This is a genomic window from Nostoc parmelioides FACHB-3921 (assembly GCF_014696625.1).
GTDB classification, from domain to species: domain Bacteria; phylum Cyanobacteriota; class Cyanobacteriia; order Cyanobacteriales; family Nostocaceae; genus Trichormus; species Trichormus parmelioides.
Genome location: NZ_JACJQL010000088.1, coordinates 1 through 21,486, shown reverse-complemented (window position 1 = coordinate 21,486; position 21,486 = coordinate 1). Strand labels below are relative to the sequence as shown.

Here is a 21,486-nt window from a genome sequence, read left to right as displayed (position 1 = left end):
GTCTTGATTGCTGTCAATTCATCATCACCAGTAGCAACTACATCAACTACCTGCTGCTGATATGAATCTTCAGCCTGATTGGAATTATCAACTTTGTCTGCTGCCCATCCTAAACACATGGTTTTTACCAGAGAATCAATCTTGCTAATGGGTAATTGACTGGGGCTACTAACTTCTTGAAACTGCAAATATTCTTTGACTAAATCAAGGGGATAATTCAACAAAGTGCGAATATATTTCACACGCAAATCTTGAGGATGTGCTATGGATTTGGGTTGTGTTTGTTGTTCTGGCATTAGTGGAGCAGATGAAAGTGTTCCACCCAAACGAGATTGGATTTCAGTAATGATTGAGAACCAATCAGCGTTCGGGTTCCATTCGCTGCGGACTCTAACTTTACTTGTCGCATCATAAAGCCGACAAAAGACTGTATTCTCATCACCGCTTGTAGCCGCAATAACTAGAGGCTTGGAAAAGTCGTAAACTTGCGAAGCTGCTAGTAAAAAGGTCTTCGCAAAATTGGTGTCTATGCCAGTTCTGATGATATACACTTCATCGGCAGAGACAACGATATCTAATTTAATACTGTCCCTACCTTTGTATTCTTTAGCAGTCACTCGTACTTCTGATAAATAACCAGTTAATCCTCTTGGCTGTACGGGGATAGTTTTATCTTGTTCTATATTGTAGTGATACCAGAGATAAGTTTCACCACTTGATTCCCCATTCTTTACGTATAGATAAATTGGTTCAGGAGGATTACAAAGACCTAGTTTTACTTCGTTGGACATAGTTTACCTCTACTGTGCAATAATAGGTTTCCTGTAGTAAGATGCAGTGTTCAACAATACTAGCGATCGCCCGAATTAATTACAGGCACTTCGGGCGAGTTTCTTCTAATCGCAAGTATTAGCTGTATTAGCAGACTGTTGATTAGTTTCTAGCTCATCTTTGAGATAAGACAGTGCAGTTTGCGCGTCACCAATGCTTAAATCGGGATGATAGCGAAGTGCTAAAAAATCTGGGTGTTTAGCAATTTTAGATATTAAATATTGACTAGCTTTAACTAATTCAATGAGGCTGATATAGACATCAGTTAATCCTCCCAACTGTTCTTGAAGTGCTGTTATCTGCTGTTGATGCTCTTCAACTTCCGCCTGCAACTGTGCCTGAAGTTCTGCAACAGAAAGCGCCTGCATTTGGTCGTCAAAGTAAGAGCAAACTTCTTCTGAGTTTTCGTCAGCCATTACCGTATAACGCCAGCCTGTACCGTATTCGTGTGCCAAAAGAGTATCAGCAGGATAGTGTTGGATACCGATGATTAGCCCTTGCTTTGTGTGCTGTCCTAACGTAAATCTGGGGTAATCCCAGCCCTTGGGTATGCTAATGGTGGGTTGCATGATTTTGAAATGGAACTAATTGAATTGATGCTTTCTGTAGAAACGAGCAGGTAAGTGTTTATATTGGGAGCAACTAAACAGTTAAATTGAGTGGGCGACGAAGCCCACTTTTCCTTTAAACTGCGACTAATTCCCGACTCTCTGACGCTGGTTCATACTCTCGCAATCTTTCCCACTGTTCAAATGTGAGCAAGTGAAAGGGTTTGTCTAGCATTTCCTCGCAAGACAAATCCTCAGATAGCAATTCAGGGACTATTTGCTGGGGTTCTAAAGAAGCTTGTACATAGCAGCAAACGCCGTTCTTGTAGACAAATTCCACTAGTCTTTTGTCGTTGTGGTAAATCCCATCGTCAAGCAATTCCAAGCCTAACTGTTCGCAACCAGTCGCAATCTGAGCCATGATTTCGTTTTCTGTTGCGTCAGGTTCTACAAATGCTTCTTGTAGTGGCAGTGTGCCTTGTTGGTACTGCTGCTTAACGTAGCTTTGGCATCTGGGGGCGGTGGTGTCGCGGAAAATCTCTTGTCCGTTAATTATGACTCGCCAGTACAAGTCTTCGTGATTGTCCGAGTCAAAGCTGATGCTGGCTATTAATTCCTCATCAGCAAATGCTTCTTGCTCATAGAAACAGATTTCAGCAATGGTGGGGACTTCTGGGATTTCGTCTGGGATTGGTGGGTTGAGTGTTCCATCCTTGTGATGCCATTCGATGAAGCGGTGGCATTGAGAAATGGCGGTGTGACGGAATTTTTCTTCACCGTTTACCATTACCAACCAGGGTTGAGTTACATATTCGCTGTTGTCGTAGCTGATGTAGGCAATGAGTCTTTTGCCTGCATAAATTTCAAAGTGGTGATGGTTGACTTCTTGGGTGGTCAGTTCTTCGGGAGCTACAGCTTCGGCTTGGTCAGCAATGAAATTCTCTAGTTCTTCTTGGGCGTTCGTCCATGACGTTGCCGGAGGCATCGCTTGTTCGTCAACTTTGTGAACTTGGGTGGATTGGTAGTTGGCGATCGCGCTAATCCAAGAATCCTTGCAACGTCTGTCGCCTACCTCAAGGGTGCAGCCGATCTCGCTGTAGATTTGCTTGAGTCGGGCTATGGATTTCAGTTGTAGGTGTTGATGAGTGTATATCGGGTGAGTCATAATTGATTAGTCTATAAAAGGACTAAGAAAGCGCTTCAGATTCGCAGTCAGGGCGCTTTCTTTAATATCTATTATGCGCTAAAAAGTTAGCGCTGTCAAGAAAAATTTAGCTATTAGCGCTAATATATTAGCACGTATATTACAAAGGAAGCGCTAAAAAGTTATGGTTTATATGGAAGATGTAAATTTATGGGAGTTGCCATTTGTGGCGCTTGAAGACAGAAATGTATTGCCTGATGAACCCTGTGTTTACTTGGCAATCGATAAAGATAATTCGGTACTTTACGTGGGTATGTCTGAGAATTTAAGGCTAAAGTGGAAAAACCATCCTAAGCTGGAAGCCTTAAGTCGTCTTGAAGGCGTAAAAATCTCGTACATTAGAACCGAAGCTGAATTACTCAGAAAGTTAGAGAATGCCTTAATAAAAGTGTTCAAACCTCCGTTGAACCAAACGGAAGCACCTAAAAGGGGTATTGCAGCTTTAAGAGAAAAAATGGGTTTAACTCAGAAACAACTGGGTGATTTAGTTGGAGTTGACACTTCAACGATTAGAAATTGGGAATATGGCAAAGGAGCAGAAACTTTTGCAAAAGTAGCAAGGCTATGTAAAGTGCTGGAATGCGACGTAGAAGATTTGTTTGAGGAAGAAGCAGTTTGATGATTAAATCTGCTATCTTCTTTATCTTCTTGGGTTTAGCGCTAGAGAAGCCATTGCAGTTCTCTGTTATATCTAATATCTACGTTGCAATTGCTTCTGAGATACTTTTACTTAACTAGAGAGGTGGAACTATGAATCAACCACCTTCTAAACGTAAAAAAGCTACCTCCACTACATTCAGTAATTCAACACCAGCGAATAATTCTAATAACAATAACTTTGACCAAGATAATCCCGCTAACGCAACCATTACCGTTACTGCTATTGAAATTCCTGAATTAAGTGAACAGGAACAAAGCGATCGCTTGCTTTTGGAACGGAAGGTGGAACGAGCCTTTTTCGAGGCAGGTAAAGCGTTAAGGGAATTACGCGATCGCAGATTGTATCGCTCAACTCACCGGACATTTGAGGAATATTGCCGTGATAGATTTGCTCACAGTCGGCAACAGTCGAATTATTTAATTGCAGCAGCCGAGGTCTACGAAAATTTGACAACCATTGGTTGTCAAAATCTAGTTAATGAAGATTTGACAACCAACAGGACACAAGTTCTGCCAACGACGGAACGTCAAGTTCGTCCTCTTACTAAGCTAGAACCCCAAGAACAGGAACAGGCATGGCAACAGGCTGTGGAGGAGGCTGGTGGCAAAGTTCCCAGTGCCAGAATAGTAACTGATGTGGTGCAGCGTATTATGGAACGTACCCAAGTAACCAACAGCTACCACATTGGAGAAGTGTGCCAAATCTTAGCAAAGGACAATCCCGAACTTAGGGGTAAAGGATGCTGCTGGGGTATCGTGACTCATGTGGGGGAGTTCAGTTGCACCCTCAGAACTTGGGATACAGAACTGACGGTTGGGCTGAAGCATCTGAAGTCGTTCGATTATCTACCCCAGGAGTGTGAGCAGATGCAACAGATTTGCGATCGCCTCAATAGAATATATTCTGAATCATTGGAAGAGACAGTGAAAAATCTGTTGCAGTCATTAGGAAAGTTGAATCGTCCTTATCTTACTGCTATGGAAGATAAGCTATTGAATTTGATTGAGCTAGAATATGATGTTATAGCTTAAATTGTATACAATTTCTGAAACTGAAAAAGCTTGTGAATTGACACATATGTAAGTTTGATGTGAGCTACATTTTAATAACCTAGCTGATTGAACTTTCATTTAACTCATCAGTGATAAAAGGGGTTGCTTCAGGGGATTTATTTTTGTTGCTATTACGTCTTTTTCTTTGACGACTTTGAGCAGCAGAACGCAATATCTTAAGCTTGTATGGATCAGCATCCTTTTGCCAGGATAATTGATATCCTTTAAGGATTGCACAGTTTTCTTTAAGACATCTGAGCCAACCAGAGCGATGACTAATAAGTCGCCAATCATCGAGTAACCCCCAATCTTCTTCTTTGCGAGTTAGCTTGGCAAACTGCTCATAAAGCGGATAATCAGTATCAACTAAAGCGTCCTTGCAATGTAATATTGGTGGGTCATCGTCAGTGTTATAGTCACGGTAAGTTACCCGCAAATCACGTAGGTCAATTTCCATGCTGGTTTGTAATGCGGGATGAGGATTATCATCAAACTCTGGATAAAATAAATAAGAAATTTTTGGTTTATTACTGTGGAATTTAATTACATTTGCTTCTTCTAAACTTCCTATAGCTCGGCTAGCACATCCCTCATAAAGACGTAGTAGCGGGTCAAGTTTTTGTATTGTAGAGATATGTATCCACAAAGAATTAGAGAAATTTTTTCCAATTGGGCTATTTTGGCAACATTTTGCAATATTTTCTAAATCTCCTAAACTACGTAACATTTGGTCAGCATTTAGCCAAGCTTGTTTGTATGTACCAAATAAAGCTAGGATATCTTCTTGAGCTTCTAGTGCTAATTCGCCTAATTTTGGCCGATGATTAAATTGACACAGAGCTAAATAAACCATTAAATCTTGCCGTCGTTTTTCAGCAATTTCCTCCCATTCTTTGGCATCCGTAGCTTGCAGAATTAATTGAAATGCACGCCGCAAACTGCCAAATTCCGCATTAATATCAGCTTCCTGTGTTAATTCCCCTTTACTGGGAAGACGACCACGTTCGGTAACAAAAGACATTAAAGGTGTCAGTAGTTCTTGATAATCTTCAAATCGCTTAATACGAGAACAGACTCTAGGCGTTGTAGTACGAGAACGGAAGCGAGAGGCACGAAATAACTGAGCTTGAGCCTCATCTCGAAAAATAAAATACACGCCTAATGCTACAGGAATAGCATTAACACCAAGTACTTGGTCAATGTAGATTTTTAGTTCTTCCTGCTCGTAATATTTTTGAAATGTATTACGGGTAGTGATTACTCCATCACCATACGCAACTGTACCTTTATTTGTATCAGCCAGTGTAACTTGAGCAGCAACAAGCAATACTTTACAGGTGAGTTCCCAAGCTTTGACCAAAGCTTCTCGTCGCTCACCTGTATCTTCAATAACATTAATCACATAACCAATATTAACGATATCAGCAGGAATTTGAGGATTATCAGGGCAGTAGTAATAGTCCCAACCCATACTGGTAAATCCTTGTTGAGCAATGCGTTTAACATCACCCCCATGACCGCAACCATAATCAAAAAAAGTTGTATCTGGTGTAAATAAGTTCGCTTCTAAAGCTAAACGTACAGGGCGGGATAAATCATTACGAACAATAGCCGCTTTATGGCGCTCTATTTGCTGTGTCCGAAATTCATAGTTACTAATTACTGTTTGACGTTGAATTAAGCGATGTCCTTCAATTTCGACATTATAAGCTTGTAGACGCTGTTGCCATCCCTTTCTTGTGCCGATGGTTTTGGAATTGTTAAGCAAACCTAAAGTTTCTTCAGCGTGAGTAAGTTCAGCAAACTTCTGATGTAAAGGGTATTGACTAGTAACAAACGTTTCTTTGCGATGAAGAATAGGAGGATTGTTAGAGTTACTGTAGTCTCTGTGAGTGACTTCTAAAGTTTTCAGATCAACTTGAATGCTTGCTTTTAAAGCTGGATGCGCGTCAATATCAAAATCTGGATAGAATAAGTAAGAAATTATAGGTTTTTTAGTATTAAATTTTACAACTGTTGATGTTCCAGTTTCAAGACAGGCACTTCTAGCTAAACTTTCGCATTCTTGTAACAGAGGTTCTAGAGTACTGAGTGCTGAAATATGAATATAAAAAGCATCTGGCAGTAGCTTACCAACTGGACAGAGCTTGCAAGCTTGAGCTATCATGCTTGCTTCAAGTATAAGTTGATGCTGTTCACTTAAATTCATATTTGCAACACTGCCTAGTTCATGTATATTAGAAACCTTGGTTTCTTTTATTAAAGAAGTCTCCTCTGGCTTTTTAAAGCTGCCATTATGCTGAACCATTGCTTATTTACTGGATAGTATCCGTTTGTTAACCGCTCAATCAAATATCACTTAATATGGATTTTCTTATAATAGTTGGAATCTTAATAAATTTTATTAGTTATTCTATTAACGTCTAGAAATATTTATGGTTAAACAAATCAGCCTCAACTTAGATGGCATTGTTAAGGAAATAACTAATGTCAATCCAGCTTTTGCCCGTCATGAGACATTTCATCCACGTTATGGGTGGATAAAAAAAGGGTTTGATATGGCTCAAGTTAATCCCAAAATCTTTTTACAAGAGGATGCACCTGTAAGATTAGGTGTTGGGAAAAACATGGTAAGCGCTATTCGCTACTGGTGCAATGCTTTTAAGGTGTTAGAGAATGATGAACCGTCAGAGTTTGGTAATGTTCTATTAGGAGAAGATGGCTGGGATATCTTTTTAGAAGATCCTGCAACACTGTGGCTTTTACACTGGAACTTGCTAAAACCAAGTTGTAATGCAGCTGCTTGGTATTTTACTTTTAATATTTTTAGAGAAAACGAATTTTCACAAGATGATTTATTTAATGCTTTGTGTACTTACAGAGATAGTATTGCACCACGTATTGCTGAATCATCCTTAAAGAAAGATGTATCCTGTATTTTGCGAATGTATGTAGAACAGGCAACTACTAAGGTAGGTATAACAGAAGAAAGTTTAGACTGTCCTTTTACTCAACTAGGAATCATTCATACCGCAGCAGATTCACGGCATTTTACTTTTCGAGTTGGTTATAAAGGAAACTTACCAGCAGAAATATTAGTTGCTGCCTGTCTTGAGTATGCCAGCTTTGTAGGACGTGAGCAGAGAACTATTTCTATTTCCCGTCTAGTTTACGATATCGGCAGTCCTGGAATGATTTTCAAACTTTCAGAAAGTGCTGTGTGTGATGCCATTGAACAAGTTGCTAGGTGGTCAACCTCGATTTCACTTTCTGATTCATCAGGGCTAATTCAATTTTCCTTTACATCCAAGCCAGAAGCTTTAGCAAAGGATATTTTAGATAAGTACTATAAACACAGGGTTAGTTAGACAGATCGATGAACAAAGCCTTATCTGATTATTTTAGCCTCAAACGTCGTTATTCTCGTTCTATTAACCTTGAGCGAGACTTTGATAAGATTGAGTCCTTGCAGGGTTATATTTTGACTGAAAGGTCAGTAGATGCAACTAAACGAATATTAGCTGGACTAACTGGGAAATCAGAGAATCGTGCTTGGACTGTAACAAGTGTTTACGGGACTGGAAAATCTGCGTTTGCTCACTTTTTCGTTTCCTTATGCGCTCCTTTAAACAGCCAATCGCACCAAGTTGCTCTTGAAATTGTAGTAAAAACATTTGGTTCTGATAGTTCTGAATATTTAGCAATCCAAAACACTTTACCTACCCAAGGTTTATTTAGGGCAGTAGTTACTGCACAACGAGAACCATTAAGTAATACTATTGTTCGAGCTTTAGAGCGAGGCGCTGAAACTTTTTGGTCGCGCCAGCAGATTAATAAAATTAAAGTAGCAAGAAAACTAGTAGACCTTGGAGCGCAGGTTGCAGATGGAAAAATTATAGATAGTAAAGAAATACCTAGTTTGATTAGAGAAGTCGCTAATTCTGCTTCTACAGGAATTGTCCTAGTTATTGATGAGTTAGGTAAAAATCTTGAGTTTGCTGTTCAAAATCAAGGTGCAGAAGATTTATATTTATTACAACAGTTAGCAGAACTGCCAAAAGATAAAGGGTATCAAATCTATATAATAGGTTTGTTACACCAAGCATTTGCAGATTATAGTGAAAGGCTAGCTTCCGTACAACGTAATGAATGGTCAAAGATCCAAGGTAGATTTGAGGATATTCCATTTAAAGATTCGCCAACACAAATGATGAGGTTAATTGGGCAGGCAATTGACCAATCAAAGGCCATAAATCATCAAGGAGTAATTGCTGAACAAACGAAAAACTGGATAGAAAGTCTACCAGATGAAATAAAGGATGATTACACACATGAGATTTTAGCAGATACTTATCCTTTGCATCCTATTACAGCATTAGTAATGCCAATGCTGTGTACAAGATATGCTCAAAATGATCGTTCTCTATTTACTTTTTTGACAAGTGATGAGCCATACTCTTTTAAGAGTTTTTTAAAAGAGACTCATATTGATAATATAAGTTTACCAGTTTTAAAATTAGATAGAGTTTATGATTATTTCATCGAAGCAGTTGGTTCTGGGTTAGGCTCACGTCCAAACCTTCAGCGTTGGGTAGAAATTAAAAATTTAATTGATGATGCTAAAGGTAAAGACATTGATAGCTTACGGGTATTAAAAACTATTGGAATTTTAAATCTTGTTACTACTACAGGTGCAATGAGAGCAACTCGTAATTTAGTAACAATGGCAATGCGTGATAATATCTTAGATGAAAATAAGAAGCTTTGGGAAGAAGTGATTGAAAATCTTCTTCAAAAGGGGATTATCACATATCGTCGTCAATTAGATGAATTACGAATTTGGCAAGGTTCAGACTTTAATGTTGACATTGAATTAACAAATTATTTAGAGAAAGAACGTTCTCCTTTAGTTAATCTTCTTTCTGATATTCGTCCTCTTAAACCTATAGTTGCTCAACGTCATAGTTATCAAACAGGTACTTTACGTTACTTTGAAAGGCGTTATGTAGATGGATTGAAAGATTTGACTAAATTATGTTGTTCCAGTGATGATTGTGATGGTTTAATAGCTTATTGGGTAGATGAAGTAGACCCAACACATATCCCAGCAAGTACAGCCGATGGTAAGCCATTGATTGTACTTTATCCATCCAGATTAGATATATTGCGGATTAGAGCTAGAGAATTTGCAGCCTTAAAGAAAATTCAAACTACTGCTGCTGAGTTGCAAAGTGATGGTGTTGCAAGACAGGAAGTACGCTACCGCTTAATACAAGCAGAAAAGTTATTGGATGAAACTATTACTCAAACTTTCGATGTAGCAACAAATAATATATGTTGGTTTAGAGGTAAGAAAGAAAAAGTCAATTACATTACAGATTTTAATGCCAAGCTATCAGATGTATGCGATGAAAGTTATCATCTAGGTTTAAAACTTAGGAATGAATTGATAAATAGACGTGAGTTGACTTCTCAAGGTGCTAAAGCCCGGAGAGAACTAATCGAAGCAATGTTAGAAAAGCAAGATCGTGAAAGGCTTTGCTTAGAAGGGTTTGGGCCTGAAGTTGCTATGTATTATTCTGTAATTAGTGAAACGGGTATTCACCGTCAGGAGAATGGAGACTGGGGATTTTATCCACCTTATGATAAATCTGGTATAGCTACAATTTGGCAAGTCATAAATGATTTTTGTTTGCAGGCTAAAGACAAAATACAAAATTTAGATAAGCTCTACAAAATTTTAGAAGCTCCTCCATATGGTGTAAAGCGTGGGGTTATTCCAGTACTGATAGCAGCAGTTTTGCTGTATCACGTTGAAGATGTGGGCGTTTATAAAGATAGTACATTTATTCCAGTTTTAGGTTCTGAGCATTTCGAGTTATTGCTAAAAGAACCATCCAGGTTTGGTGTTAAATACTTTGAAGTCATCGGACTGCGTTCACAAGTCTTTAGGGAGCTTGAGTTAATTTTACGTCAGCAGAATATTACTAAAGCAAGAGGTGTACGAAACTCAACTTTACTAGTTGTTGTAAAACCTTTATTTCAATTTGTTAAAAAGCTGCCATCATACACTATTAAAACAAAACTTTTAAGTAATGAAGCATTGGCAGTTTTGCAAAACTTACAGAAAGCGCAAGAACCAGACGAACTTTTATTTACTTCATTACCTTTAGCGTGTGGGCTTAATCCGATTGTAGCTGGTGAAGAGGATGATGGTACAGTAGCAAAAACTCTGCGAAAAAAGCTTGTTGCATCATTGCACGAGATTCAAACAGCTTATGACCGTCTACTTAGTGAGTGCCAATCCCTTCTGTATGCAGCTTTTTCAGTACGTAGTGGTGAAGAAAAATTACGAGAAGATTTGCGGGTTAGGGCTAGTTATTTAAGTGGTCAAGTATTAGAACGTCGAGTTAGAAGCTTTGTACAAGCAGCAGTAGATGAAAATGCTACCGACACAGAGTGGTTAGAAGCATTATTAATGATCGTTGCTGACAAGCCTGCTGAATCTTGGACAGATGAAGATGCCACAAATTTTGAACTAAAACTTTCCGATCTTGCTCGACGGTTCAAAAATCTTGAAGCTTTGCAAAAAGATTCTCAAACTCGAACTTCGGAAGGCTTTGAAGCACGTAAAATAACTGTTACACGTCCAGATGGACAAGAAACTCATTCATTAGTCTGGTTTGATAATGAAAATCAACTTCAAATTGATAGTGTATTTGAAGAAATTTTGGCAATCTTGAAAAAATATGATAATCCGCAATTACATCAAGCTGTTGTTGCTAAGTTGACAGAGCGTGTGCTAAGTGCAACATTTAATGATAACGATTCTCAAGTTAGAGCTAAACGTAAAGAGCGAGAACATGAACAAAAAACCAGTTAGGCACATATTGGGTTTGTCTGGCGGTAAAGATAGTACTGCATTAGCGGTACTAATGCGTCAGAAATACCCAGAAATTAAAATGGAATATTTTTTCTGCGACACTCACAAAGAGTTACCAGAAACCTATGAATATCTTGAGCGTATTAAAGCACGTCTTGGCATTAAAATTCATTATCTTAGTGAAAAACGGGGCTTTGACCACTGGCTAGCAATTCATGATGGTTTGCTGCCTTCACCTCAAATGCGTTGGTGTACTGTCAAGATGAAAATTAAACCTTTAGAGGAGTTTGTGGGGAGTGATGAGGCTATTAGTTACGTTGGGATTCGTGCTGACGAAAATAGAGAGGGGTATATTTCCAGGAAACCTAACATTAAACCTGTTTTCCCTTTTAAAGAACATGGCTTAGTTAAGGCTGATATCATCCGTATACTTGAAGAAAGTGGAATTGGACTACCAAAATATTATCAATGGCGTAGCCGCTCAGGCTGTTTCTTTTGTTTCTTTCAACGTAAGTATGAGTGGGTAATGCTGGCTCAGGAACATCCTGAGTTATTTGCTGAGGCTGTTAAGTATGAAAGACAACACAGTGATGGCAGGCGTTTTACATGGTCTGAAGGAGAATCACTGTTAGAACTACTTTCTCGGAAACATGAAATTATTGCCGAGCATGAAAAAGCAATAGCTAAGGAGAAAAAAAAGACACCAAATAAAACTCTTGCTGAAGCTTTAGAAGAAGTTCTTGACAGTGAAGATGATGAACAACCTTGTTTTGCTTGTCACCTGTAAATAACAGGATTATTACTGGGTACAATAGAGTAGCTAATTAATCAATTTATGGATATAACTACTCAAACGCAATATCAAGGTTCTCAAATAGCACGCATCCCACATCAGCAAGGTTTATACGCTTGGTACTATAAACCTGGCGTAGTCGATGAACAGGCTATAAGTAAAACCCTATCGTCTCTCTTAGGAACAAAAATTGAGATTTCGACAAGTATACAGATGCGTTATGGTGTTCGATTGATATCGACATCACCTCTAAATCTAGTCTGTGGCGTTCAGCAGCAAACAGCGTCAAAGGTTTTAGATGAGGTGATCGCTAACGCCAATAAATTTTTTGTAGATTTTTTTAAATCAAATGCAGTACAAATTTTTACTCGACCAATTTATATTGGCATAGCAAAAAACCTACACAAGAGGGTGTATCGTCAACATTATTTATCTTTAACAGAAATGTGGGATGACAACCACCCAGTAAGTAGACATTTAACAGCTTATCCCCAAGCTACGGTGGACTCTGTTATGCAGCGTTTGAGTCTATCTCACACATTTGCACTTGAAGCTAGGGTCAGACAAATAGCTGCACGAGATTTGGTTGTAAACATTTTTCCTACTACTACACTTCCTCAGAACATTGGCCCTGATAGTGATGAACCGAACCAAGATACAGCAGCAAGGCAAGCATTAGAAAGACTTTTACAGTTAGTGGCAGATCCAATTTGTGGGAGGCGTTAAAAATGTTTGGTGTACAGAAAAGTCCAGTATATGGTACTTATGGTGAATTTACAGTTGGCTCAGACGGAGATCGTGTACGCGCTCAGTTTCTATTAACAAAAATGAAACCTGGTTCCGAGGGAACCTGGGAAAATGAGCTTGCTTCTCAAATGGTACCTTGGCGCGAAGTATTTGATATAGAAGAGCTAACGTTCGATGAATTATTGCAGCGTGACCTTGATGATTCTCGTGTCGCTCATGACCTTATTCCCTATTTGCTAGGAGAGAAAGAAGCATCAGCGCGATTTTTTCCACCTATACTTGCAGTTCTTGTTCCTAAGAATAATAACTATACAGGTATTCAGCCATACTATCCAGAACCAAAGATTTTAACTGAAGAAGCTATTACCTTTGGAGATTTATTTGATTTTAATAAAATAAAGTTGGAAGAAAGAGTTACTCCAATTGGCGAAATCAAGTATAACCGCCAAAGAACTGCATTTGTCATTGCAGATGGGCAGCATCGTGCGATGGCTATTTTAGCTTTACATCGCCAAATCAATAAAAGCTGGGGTGCTGATCGCTATGCCTCTTTTTATAACCACATTTCATTAAATGCAGAACAAATTAAACATATAGAGCTACCTGTATGTATTATTTTTCTGCCCGATTTACATGAAGCAAATCAAGAATATATACAAAAAGGAATAGATTTAAAAAGAGTATGTCGTGAAATATTTTTAGTTGTAAATAAAACTGCAAAACGAGTTAGCCAATCACGAGAATTGCTATTAGATGACGAAGACTTTGCTGCTCGAATGATGCGGACAACCCTATCAAAATTAAAAGGAAGAGGTGAAGAAAGCTCTTCAATAGCACGTATTTATTCTTTTGCGTTTGGTGATTCTGAATCTGATTTAGGTAAGCAAGTTGTATCAGGTCAATTACAATATTCTTCTGCTGTTGCTTTATATAAAATGCACGCAGCAGTTGCATTCGGAAATCCAGATGCTTTTAACTTTGATGAGCCATCTAATATTACTGATGGTAGAAGTATAAAAAACACTGCTCGGCCTGTAGAAATTTTAAGAGGTACACTTCTAGAAAAGTGGCAATCGCTTTCTCGTACCTCTGCTAAATATTATCCTCCTAGCGAGGTCGAATTAGCAGTTGATTTATTGGCAACAATTTCTGATATAGCTTTGATCAAATTATTTGATCGATTTAAACCATTTACTGTCCAAAATGCAGAAATGAGAGCATTGCGTACTCGCTTGCTTGACTCAGATGCGCGTGCTGATTTAATCCAAAGTAAATGTTATAGTTTGATGTTTGAAGGTAGTGGAGTCAGAAATGTATTTGAAGAGCATCGCCAACGCTTGCTTGATAGACATAAAGACCTTACCGATGAAGGAAAATCAGTTGGAGATTATATTACTAATCAGCTGAATGATGCGAATGCTGTAGTAAAAGCACTTGATAAACGGGAAGACGAAATTAAAAAACTTAGAGCAGCACAGTTGTTTAATATTGATTATAAAAAGTTCTTCTCAATAGAAGGTAATGATGAAGACATCAAAGAATTACTAATGCGGTCTAAGTCTATTTTTGATACGATATCTACACAAGCTTTTCAGCTTGGTTACTTAATGACAATTCATTCAGTTGTCGAGCTAATTTTGGAGCCAAATACTTCATATGATAATCGTATTAAGCATATTAAATTTATTTCAAACCTCTATATAGATGCCCTGAATATATTTTTCTCATCTAATTCAGACGTAGAGCATTATACTCTGAATGGTCTAGTTAATGAATCGAGAATTAAAGTATTTGATACAAATAATTTGGGTTTAAGAAAACTGTTAATACTTAGTGGTGTTAAAGAGCTAAATGAGAGACAGTGGGTATTTTTTCGTTATGCCATTTTAGAAATTGTTCATTCAAAATATGCTTACAAAGCAATATATGATCGATTAAATCGAGATGCTGATTCAACAATTTCTGATGCTTATAAATATAAATTGCCAAGTTTAATTAAGAGTGTGCTTAAACTACGGGAAGAATATATTTTAAAAGCTATCCAAGCAGGATTAAACTCATCAGATTTCAAACGTGAAATTGATCTAATTAAAGCTGAATGTCGTGGTCAAGGAAGAAGCGAAAACGAAATCGAAGAAATTGTTAAGGAAAAGGAAATACAAACAGGTAAAGATATACGTGATAAATGTGAAGATAATATTAAAGCTAGCTTAGGTGAATTTGCTAACCATAGTAAAATTATCCAACGTATTATATTAACAAAATCGCTAAATGAAGGACAATAATAAAATTGTCTTATATATGGTTTTGGTTTAAAACTATTACCAAAAGCAAAATAGGAAAATAAATGGGGGTATGATTGCAATTTGATAACTTGCTATCAAGAGCAGACGATGGAACACTACAACTTTTACTCGGAAATGCTGCTGTCCGGTTAATCAAGCTATTAGATCCTAGCCTCATAACCCCTAGCCGTCTACGAGAAATTTTGATGGAACTACATACTCCTGCTAGTCTTCTTTTTACAAAGGATAGCCGGGCCATGCTTTTGGATTTGCTACGTCCAGAACAGGCTAAAATTCTAGCCACAATTATGCAAGTTCCGCTTACAGGGGATATTTTTGAGACTTTAAAAAAAACATCAATACGTCATGGTTCTAACAGAGAGCGTGCCTTATTTGACTTCTTTGAATTGGAATTGCCACAAGCAGAGGTTTCAGTTCAACCGTCTTCATTAGAACTAGCAGCATCTAATTATTCCTTATTTGCCCATCAACGTATTGCAGCGCGAAAAGTTAAAAATTATTTTAAGCAGGAGCCACGTCGGGTTTTACTGCATATGCCTACAGGATCGGGCAAGACTCGAACCGCTATGAATATTATTGCTGATCATTTACGCTCAATTGAACCGACTATAGTTGTTTGGTTAGCGTATAGTGAAGAACTTTGTGAACAAGCCGCAACCGAATTTCAGAAAGCGTGGCAATGTTTAGGAGATCGCCAAGTAAGTCTCTATCGTTTTTGGGGTGAGCATGAAATAGATGTAGATAAGTTAGAAGATGGCATAGTAGTAGCAGGGCTTTCAAAAGTTTATAATCGTACAAAGCAAAGCATACAATTTATCAATAGACTTGGTAAAGTTTCATCGTTAGTAATTATCGATGAAGCACATCAAGCTATTGCAGAAACTTATAAGTTAGTTCTTGATGCACTTGTAGTACCCTATGAAAACACAGCCCTTTTAGGTTTAACTGCTACCCCTGGTAGAACTTGGTCTGATATTAGTGCAGATACTGAATTATCAGAATTTTTTGCGAAAAACAAAGTAACTCTTGAAGTTTCGGGGTACAGCAATCCCGTTGATTACCTAATATCAGAGCAATATTTAGCAAAGCCCAATTTTCGCTCTTTATTTTATAAAAACGGCTTGAAGTTAACACAGAAAGATTTGGAGCGAATACAACAAGAGTTAGAAATACCTCAACATATTTTAGAACAGTTAGCTGATGATGAACAAAGAAATCTCAGCATTATTATAGAAGTAGAAGAATTAGTTAAACGTCATCAGAGAATTTTGATTTTTGGAATTTCAATAAAACATTCAAAATTACTTGCCACGGTACTCAGAGCTAGGGGTTTACAGGCAAATGTAGTTACTGGCGATACTCCATTACTGGAGCGAACGCGGTTAATTAACAGTTTTAAAGATGATTCTGATGAAACCAAAATTATATGTAATTACGGCGTTTTAACTACGGGTTTTGATGCTCCTCGAACAAGCGCAGCAGTCATTGCGCGTCCTACAAAATCTCTTGTCCTTTACAGCCAAATGATTGGGCGGGCTATTCGGGGTGTAAAAGCAGGTGGTAATGTAACTGCGGAGATTGTTACCGTTGTTGACAGCGCTTTACGAGGATTTGGTTCTCTTGAAGAAGCTTTTAGTAATTGGGAAGATGTTTGGCATTAAGAAAAAATTTAGGAAATTATTAAGTATAACTTACTTATTTTTTATATAATTCAAGTTTAAATTGATACAGAGCTTCAATCTTAGGGAATCCTAGAAGTAGAACTCGATTACATCAACTACTCAATTAAGGTTATCAGGTAAATCCTATGACTACCAATCCTCATGATATAGTTCCAGCACACTTAGCTGTACAGGCTATGCGAGACAACGGCTATAAAAATGCAGCTTATGCAATTGCTGAATTGATGGATAATTCAATACAAGCAGGTGCAACAGAAGTCCAACTTCTCTGTGGCGAAAAGCAAGTTTTAGTTGATCAGCGCCGTAGTTCTCGAATCTATAAACTTGCAGTTTTAGATAATGGTTGTGGGATGGATGCTACAGTTCTCCGTCTAGCATTGCAATTTGGTAATGGTACTTATCTAGATGCCGCAAAGCATATAGGAATTGGTCGCTTTGGTATGGGGTTACCATCTTCTTCAGTTTCTCAATGCCAAAAGGTCGAGGTTTGGAGTTGGCAGAATGGTACAGAGAACGCTATATATACTTATTTAGACTTAGAAGAAATAAAGCAACAACGACAAACCGAGGTACCAGAACCACAACCAAAGGCAATTCCTAATATTTGGCAAAGAGTTAGTAACAGTTTTGGACAAAGTGGAACATTAGTAGTTTGGTCAAATATTGACAAGTGTATTTGGAGAACGGGTAAAGCAATTATTGATAATTCTGAACTCTTAATTGGCAGGATGTACCGCAGATTTTTAGATAGTGGTAGAGTTTCTATCCGCATGACAACATTTGATTACGACAACTTAACTAATATAATTATTGAAAAGTATGCTTTACCTAACGATCCTGGTTATTTAATAGCAAGAACATCTTGCCCACCCCCTTATGATAGTACTTCAATGTTCCAATATTGGGAAGGAAAAGATACATACGAAGTTGAAAAAATAATAGATTTTCGTGGTCAACAGCACGCTGTAAAAATACGCTTTTCCTATGCAAAAGATCAAGCACGCCAACCTTTGGATGGAAAACAGCCAGGAAGCCTCCCTCATGGACAACACGCAGCTAAAAATGTTGGTATATCTGTTGTAAGGGCAGAACGTGAACTTGAACTTGATAAAACCTTAGTTAGTGGTTATGATCCAACAGATAGATGGTGGGGAATTGAGGTTGAGTTCCCACCAGCCTTAGATGACTTATTTGGCGTAACTAATAATAAACAATCAGCAAGAAATTTTAGTGAATTATTAAGTATTGATATTGAATCTTTATTGAAAGATGGAAAAACTATAACTCAACTAAAATCAGAGTTTGAAGAAGACGGCGACCCAAGAGGCCCACTATTAGAAATTTCCCAAAAAATTAAGAGCCAACTTCGGATTATTCGTAGTTGTTTAGACGCACAAACTAAGGGAAGGCGCGGAAATTTAAAACGTCATTCTGGGTCAAAAGCAGAAGAAGTAGCAACGGCTGTTACACAAGAAAGAAAAAAAGAAGGACATACAGGTGAAAGTGATAAACAAGAACTTTTATCAAAACAAGAAAGACAAGAAGTAATTGAAAAAACCTTAACTGACGAAGGATTAACAGAAAATCAAGCAGTTCAGCTAGCTGCAACTACCATTGATGATGGCTTGAAGTACATATTTGCTGAAGCTGATTTAGAAACGCCGGCTTTCTTTTCTGTCAAACCTAGAGGTGGTGCAATTATAGTTACCTTAAATACTAACCATCCTGCTTATAAAAACTTAGTAGAAATTCTAGAGAAAGATGTAGATGGAGTAGATCCAGAAACATTACGATATCGTCTGACTAATTCATTAGAGGGATTAAAACTTTTATTAATGGCTTGGGCAAGATATGAAGATGAGCAACCTGATGGTAAACGTCGTCAAGCCGCTCAAGATACTCGTGTAGATTGGGGACGCATTGCTAGACAATTTTTAGAGAAAGAAGAGTAAATTGGAATAGATTATTTGTGACTTTCCCCGCAATTCAGTTAGAGAAATTATGTGCAGAAGCTCATAAAGATATTTTACTTGCTGCACCTTTCATTAAAGTTTCTGTGTTAGAAAAATTGTTTTTAAAAATATCTAATGATGTTAAAGTTAAATGTATAACACGTTGGCATCCTGAAGAAATTTTATCTGGTGTAAGTGATTTAGAAGTATGGAATATTATTAAAGAACGTCCTAATTGTTCACTTTGGTTAAAACATAACTTACACGCAAAATTCTATCGTGCCGACGAAGAATGTCTTGTAGGTTCGGCTAATCTAACTGCATCCGCTTTGGGATGGTCTAATCATCCTAATTTTGAAATTCTCGTAGCCCTTCCAGCTACATATAATAATTTAAAAACATTTGAGGTTGAGCTTTTAGCAGGATGTATTCAGATTGATGATGGTTTATTTGAGCAAATGTCTATAACAATAGAAATTCTCAAAAACCATCATTTGCAGCAATTACCGTTACCTACTGTTGAAGTAAAAGAATCAAGTTTTGAAAATTTAGCCCAAGCACAAGCTAAGATTAATTATTGGTTGCCAACATTACGTAATCCAGAAGATTTATATTTAGCCTACTCTGGACAATTAGAAAAGTTAACTACAATTAGTAGAAAAGCAGCACTATTAGATATACATACATTACCATTAACTCCTAATTTGCCAAAAGATGCTTTTGAGTCTTACTTGGGTCTTATTTTACTAGAAATGCCAATAATACGACAGGTTGATGAATTTATTGCAACTCCAAAACGCTTTGGTGCAGTACGTGATTTTCTTTCCTCGCTTCCATGTGCAACAGTTCCTGATTTTAATGCAGAGTATGCTTGGCAAACTCTGATGCGTTGGCTACGTTATTTTTTACCTAATCGCTACATTTTATTTACTCCGAATCACTCAGAAATTTTTTACCGTGTTCAAAGAAGTCCATAATGATTATTTTTGAATTTCAACTTAATTAAAATATGAGAAAGATAACTAGTACTAACAAACTTGATTATATATATTTAGATTATCATTCAACAACGCCTGTCGATAAGCGGGTTGCAGAAATGTTGTTACATTATATGACTACAGAGTTTGGTAATGCTAGCAGCATTGATCATATTTACGGTGATTCAGCAAAAGAGGCGGTTGCCCAAGCATCTACCAATGTTGCTAAATTAGTTGGCGCATCATCTAAAGAGGTAATTTTTACATCAGGAGCTACCGAAAGTATTAATTTAGTCATTCAAGGTAGTATACCTATTAATAACATTGCAAAAATCAAACCTTGTATAGCTGTTTTGCCACTTGAACACAAGGCTGTTTTAGATAGTTGCAATATGCTTGTCAAAAAAAATCTAGTTGAAATTATTAATTTACAAGTTAATTCACAAGGTAGATTAGACTTAGATTATCTTGAGAAAGTCTGTGCTGTAGGGATTTCATTACTATGTGTAATGGCAGCAAACAACGAAGTTGGAAATATTTATCCTATTCAAGAAGTTGGAAAAATAGCTCAAAAATATAACATCCCTTTTTTATGTGATGCCTCTCAAGCGGTAGGAAAAATCTCTATAAATTTTGAGGAATGGGGCATTACTTATCTAGCGATTTCTGCACATAAGTTATACGGGCCAAAAGGGTCAGGAGCCTTAATTGTAAGAAAAGGGCTTCAACTCAATCCTATTTTGTTTGGTGGAGGACATCAAAAAGGATTGCGTTCAGGTACTCTTAATGTTCCTGGCATTGTTGGGTTGGGGGAAGCCTGCCGTTTAAGAATGTTAGAAATGGACGGAGACGAAAAAGCGATCGCCAACCTTAGAGATAAATTACAAGGCTTGTTACTGGATAAAATTCCCGGTTTAGTTATTAATGGTGACGTTGACAACCGATTATCTGGCAACCTTCATATTTCTATTCCTGATGTTCCCAACAGTGCAATTATTGCTAGAGTCCGTCAAAAACTAGCGATTTCTACAGGAGCAGCTTGTTCATCAGGGGTACAAGCACCTTCTCATGTCCTCCAGGCTATGAAGTTGCCAACAGACATTATTGATGGTGCGTTACGTATTGGTATTGGTAAATTTACAAAGCTTGAGGAAATTGAACAGGCAGCAGAAATTCTATCATCAGCTGTTCAGCAGACTCGTCAAGTTATGTATTCTTAGATTAGGATAGCCATTCATAGATCCTGTTCCAAAAAATAAAAAAAAATGTCAAAAGATTTAGTAGTTTACAACGGGCAAAGCAATTGTATTGACCAGCTTGTTGTTAAATACGGTAATTCTCTTGAAGTTCTCAGCAGAGAAACTAAACTCTTGCTCAGGATTACACTTTCAACCTATGTTCTAGTACAGAGAGAATATACTTCAACTGAATATCCAGTTTCTGAAGCCGTAGAAGATGCACTATGCCAATTAGTAATTCCACATAATGTTCCACAAGATTTGTATGATGTTTGCTTTCTCTTAGAAGGATTAACAGTTGATGAGGCTGAAACAATATTAGATGCTTTGCAGTATCAGCTTCACTGGGGTAACGCCCGAACAATAATAAATTAATAGTTTAATTTAGATGAGTGTCTAATTAATAACTAAAGCCAAAGATATTGCTCCTGGTGATGGAGTGATTTGTAAATCTAGGGAGCAAGCAGGAATATATGCTTTCCAAAGGGAAGAGCTTCGCTAACTCCAGGGCAAACGCATCTAAATATAGTACAAGAATACTAAGCAAGGGATAAAGGCAGGCATATCTAACGGCAAGGTTCTGTCTAAGTAGGTGGTATAGAGGATAAGTAG

At 37.6% G+C, this 21,486-nt stretch carries 16 protein-coding genes; 12 read left to right on the top strand and 4 right to left on the bottom strand.

The window, feature by feature from the left end:
* From H6G14_RS29545 to H6G14_RS29535, 3 genes are all read right to left on the bottom strand, one after another.
* The coding region (locus H6G14_RS29545) for a hypothetical protein (protein ID WP_190572106.1) at positions 1-791 on the bottom strand (791 nt) is incomplete at its 3' end.
* 105 nt (positions 792-896) lie between these two features.
* Entirely contained in the window at positions 897-1,400 is a 504-nt protein-coding gene (locus H6G14_RS29540; RefSeq protein WP_190572105.1) for a hypothetical protein, read from the bottom strand.
* A gap of 115 nt (positions 1,401-1,515) precedes the next feature.
* Positions 1,516-2,544, bottom strand: coding sequence for a hypothetical protein (locus tag H6G14_RS29535; protein ID WP_190572104.1), 1,029 nt, complete (start codon positions 2,542-2,544; stop codon positions 1,516-1,518).
* Positions 2,545-2,707: 163 nt separating this feature from the next.
* Here H6G14_RS29535 and H6G14_RS29530 point away from each other — a divergent pair, with 163 nt between their 5' ends.
* Positions 2,708-3,202 carry a helix-turn-helix domain-containing protein gene (locus tag H6G14_RS29530; RefSeq protein WP_190572103.1) on the top strand — a complete coding sequence of 165 codons (495 nt, stop codon included), beginning with the start codon at positions 2,708-2,710 and terminating at the stop codon, positions 3,200-3,202.
* Between the two features lie 131 nt (positions 3,203-3,333).
* Positions 3,334-4,275: a hypothetical protein gene (locus H6G14_RS29525; RefSeq protein WP_190572102.1), complete on the top strand. Its 942-nt coding sequence runs from the start codon at positions 3,334-3,336 to the stop codon at positions 4,273-4,275.
* A gap of 79 nt (positions 4,276-4,354) precedes the next feature.
* Here the strand turns inward: H6G14_RS29525 and H6G14_RS29520 are convergent, their stop codons facing one another.
* Positions 4,355-6,604: a DNA phosphorothioation-associated putative methyltransferase gene (locus tag H6G14_RS29520; protein WP_190572101.1), complete on the bottom strand. Its 2,250-nt coding sequence runs from the start codon at positions 6,602-6,604 to the stop codon at positions 4,355-4,357.
* Between the two features lie 127 nt (positions 6,605-6,731).
* On the opposite strand from H6G14_RS29520, the gene H6G14_RS29515 reads away from it, so the two are divergent.
* The 10 genes from H6G14_RS29515 (at position 6,732) to H6G14_RS29470 (ending at position 21,249) form a co-directional block, all read left to right on the top strand.
* Positions 6,732-7,664 (top strand): DUF4007 family protein, encoded by a 933-nt coding sequence (locus H6G14_RS29515; protein WP_190572099.1) that lies wholly within the window; start codon positions 6,732-6,734, stop codon positions 7,662-7,664.
* A gap of 8 nt (positions 7,665-7,672) precedes the next feature.
* Complete coding sequence (locus H6G14_RS29510) at positions 7,673-11,179, top strand: hypothetical protein (protein ID WP_190572096.1); 3,507 nt, start codon at positions 7,673-7,675, stop codon at positions 11,177-11,179.
* The gene (locus tag H6G14_RS29505) at positions 11,160-11,966 is read left to right on the top strand and encodes a phosphoadenosine phosphosulfate reductase family protein (protein WP_190572094.1); all 807 of its coding nucleotides are present in this window, start codon (positions 11,160-11,162) and stop codon (positions 11,964-11,966) included. Before H6G14_RS29510 ends, H6G14_RS29505 begins: the two co-directional genes overlap by 20 nt.
* Positions 11,967-12,014: 48 nt before the next feature.
* Entirely contained in the window at positions 12,015-12,698 is a 684-nt protein-coding gene (locus tag H6G14_RS29500) for a GIY-YIG nuclease family protein (RefSeq protein ID WP_242054062.1), read from the top strand.
* A gap of 2 nt (positions 12,699-12,700) precedes the next feature.
* Positions 12,701-15,004, top strand: a complete 2,304-nt coding sequence (locus tag H6G14_RS29495; protein ID WP_190572093.1) for a ParB N-terminal domain-containing protein — start codon at positions 12,701-12,703, stop codon at positions 15,002-15,004.
* Positions 15,005-15,210: 206 nt separating this feature from the next.
* A complete protein-coding gene (locus H6G14_RS29490) occupies positions 15,211-16,686 on the top strand; it encodes a DEAD/DEAH box helicase (RefSeq protein WP_242054061.1) in 1,476 nt (491 codons plus the stop codon).
* A gap of 146 nt (positions 16,687-16,832) precedes the next feature.
* Positions 16,833-18,659: an ATP-binding protein gene (locus H6G14_RS29485; RefSeq protein WP_190572090.1), complete on the top strand. Its 1,827-nt coding sequence runs from the start codon at positions 16,833-16,835 to the stop codon at positions 18,657-18,659.
* A gap of 17 nt (positions 18,660-18,676) precedes the next feature.
* Entirely contained in the window at positions 18,677-19,636 is a 960-nt protein-coding gene (locus H6G14_RS29480) for a phospholipase D family protein (protein WP_190572089.1), read from the top strand.
* A 32-nt stretch (positions 19,637-19,668) separates the two neighbouring features.
* The gene (locus H6G14_RS29475; protein ID WP_190572088.1) at positions 19,669-20,856 is read left to right on the top strand and encodes a cysteine desulfurase family protein; all 1,188 of its coding nucleotides are present in this window, start codon (positions 19,669-19,671) and stop codon (positions 20,854-20,856) included.
* A gap of 45 nt (positions 20,857-20,901) precedes the next feature.
* A complete protein-coding gene (locus H6G14_RS29470) occupies positions 20,902-21,249 on the top strand; it encodes a hypothetical protein (protein WP_190572087.1) in 348 nt (115 codons plus the stop codon).
* The last annotated feature ends 237 nt before the right edge of the window (positions 21,250-21,486 follow it).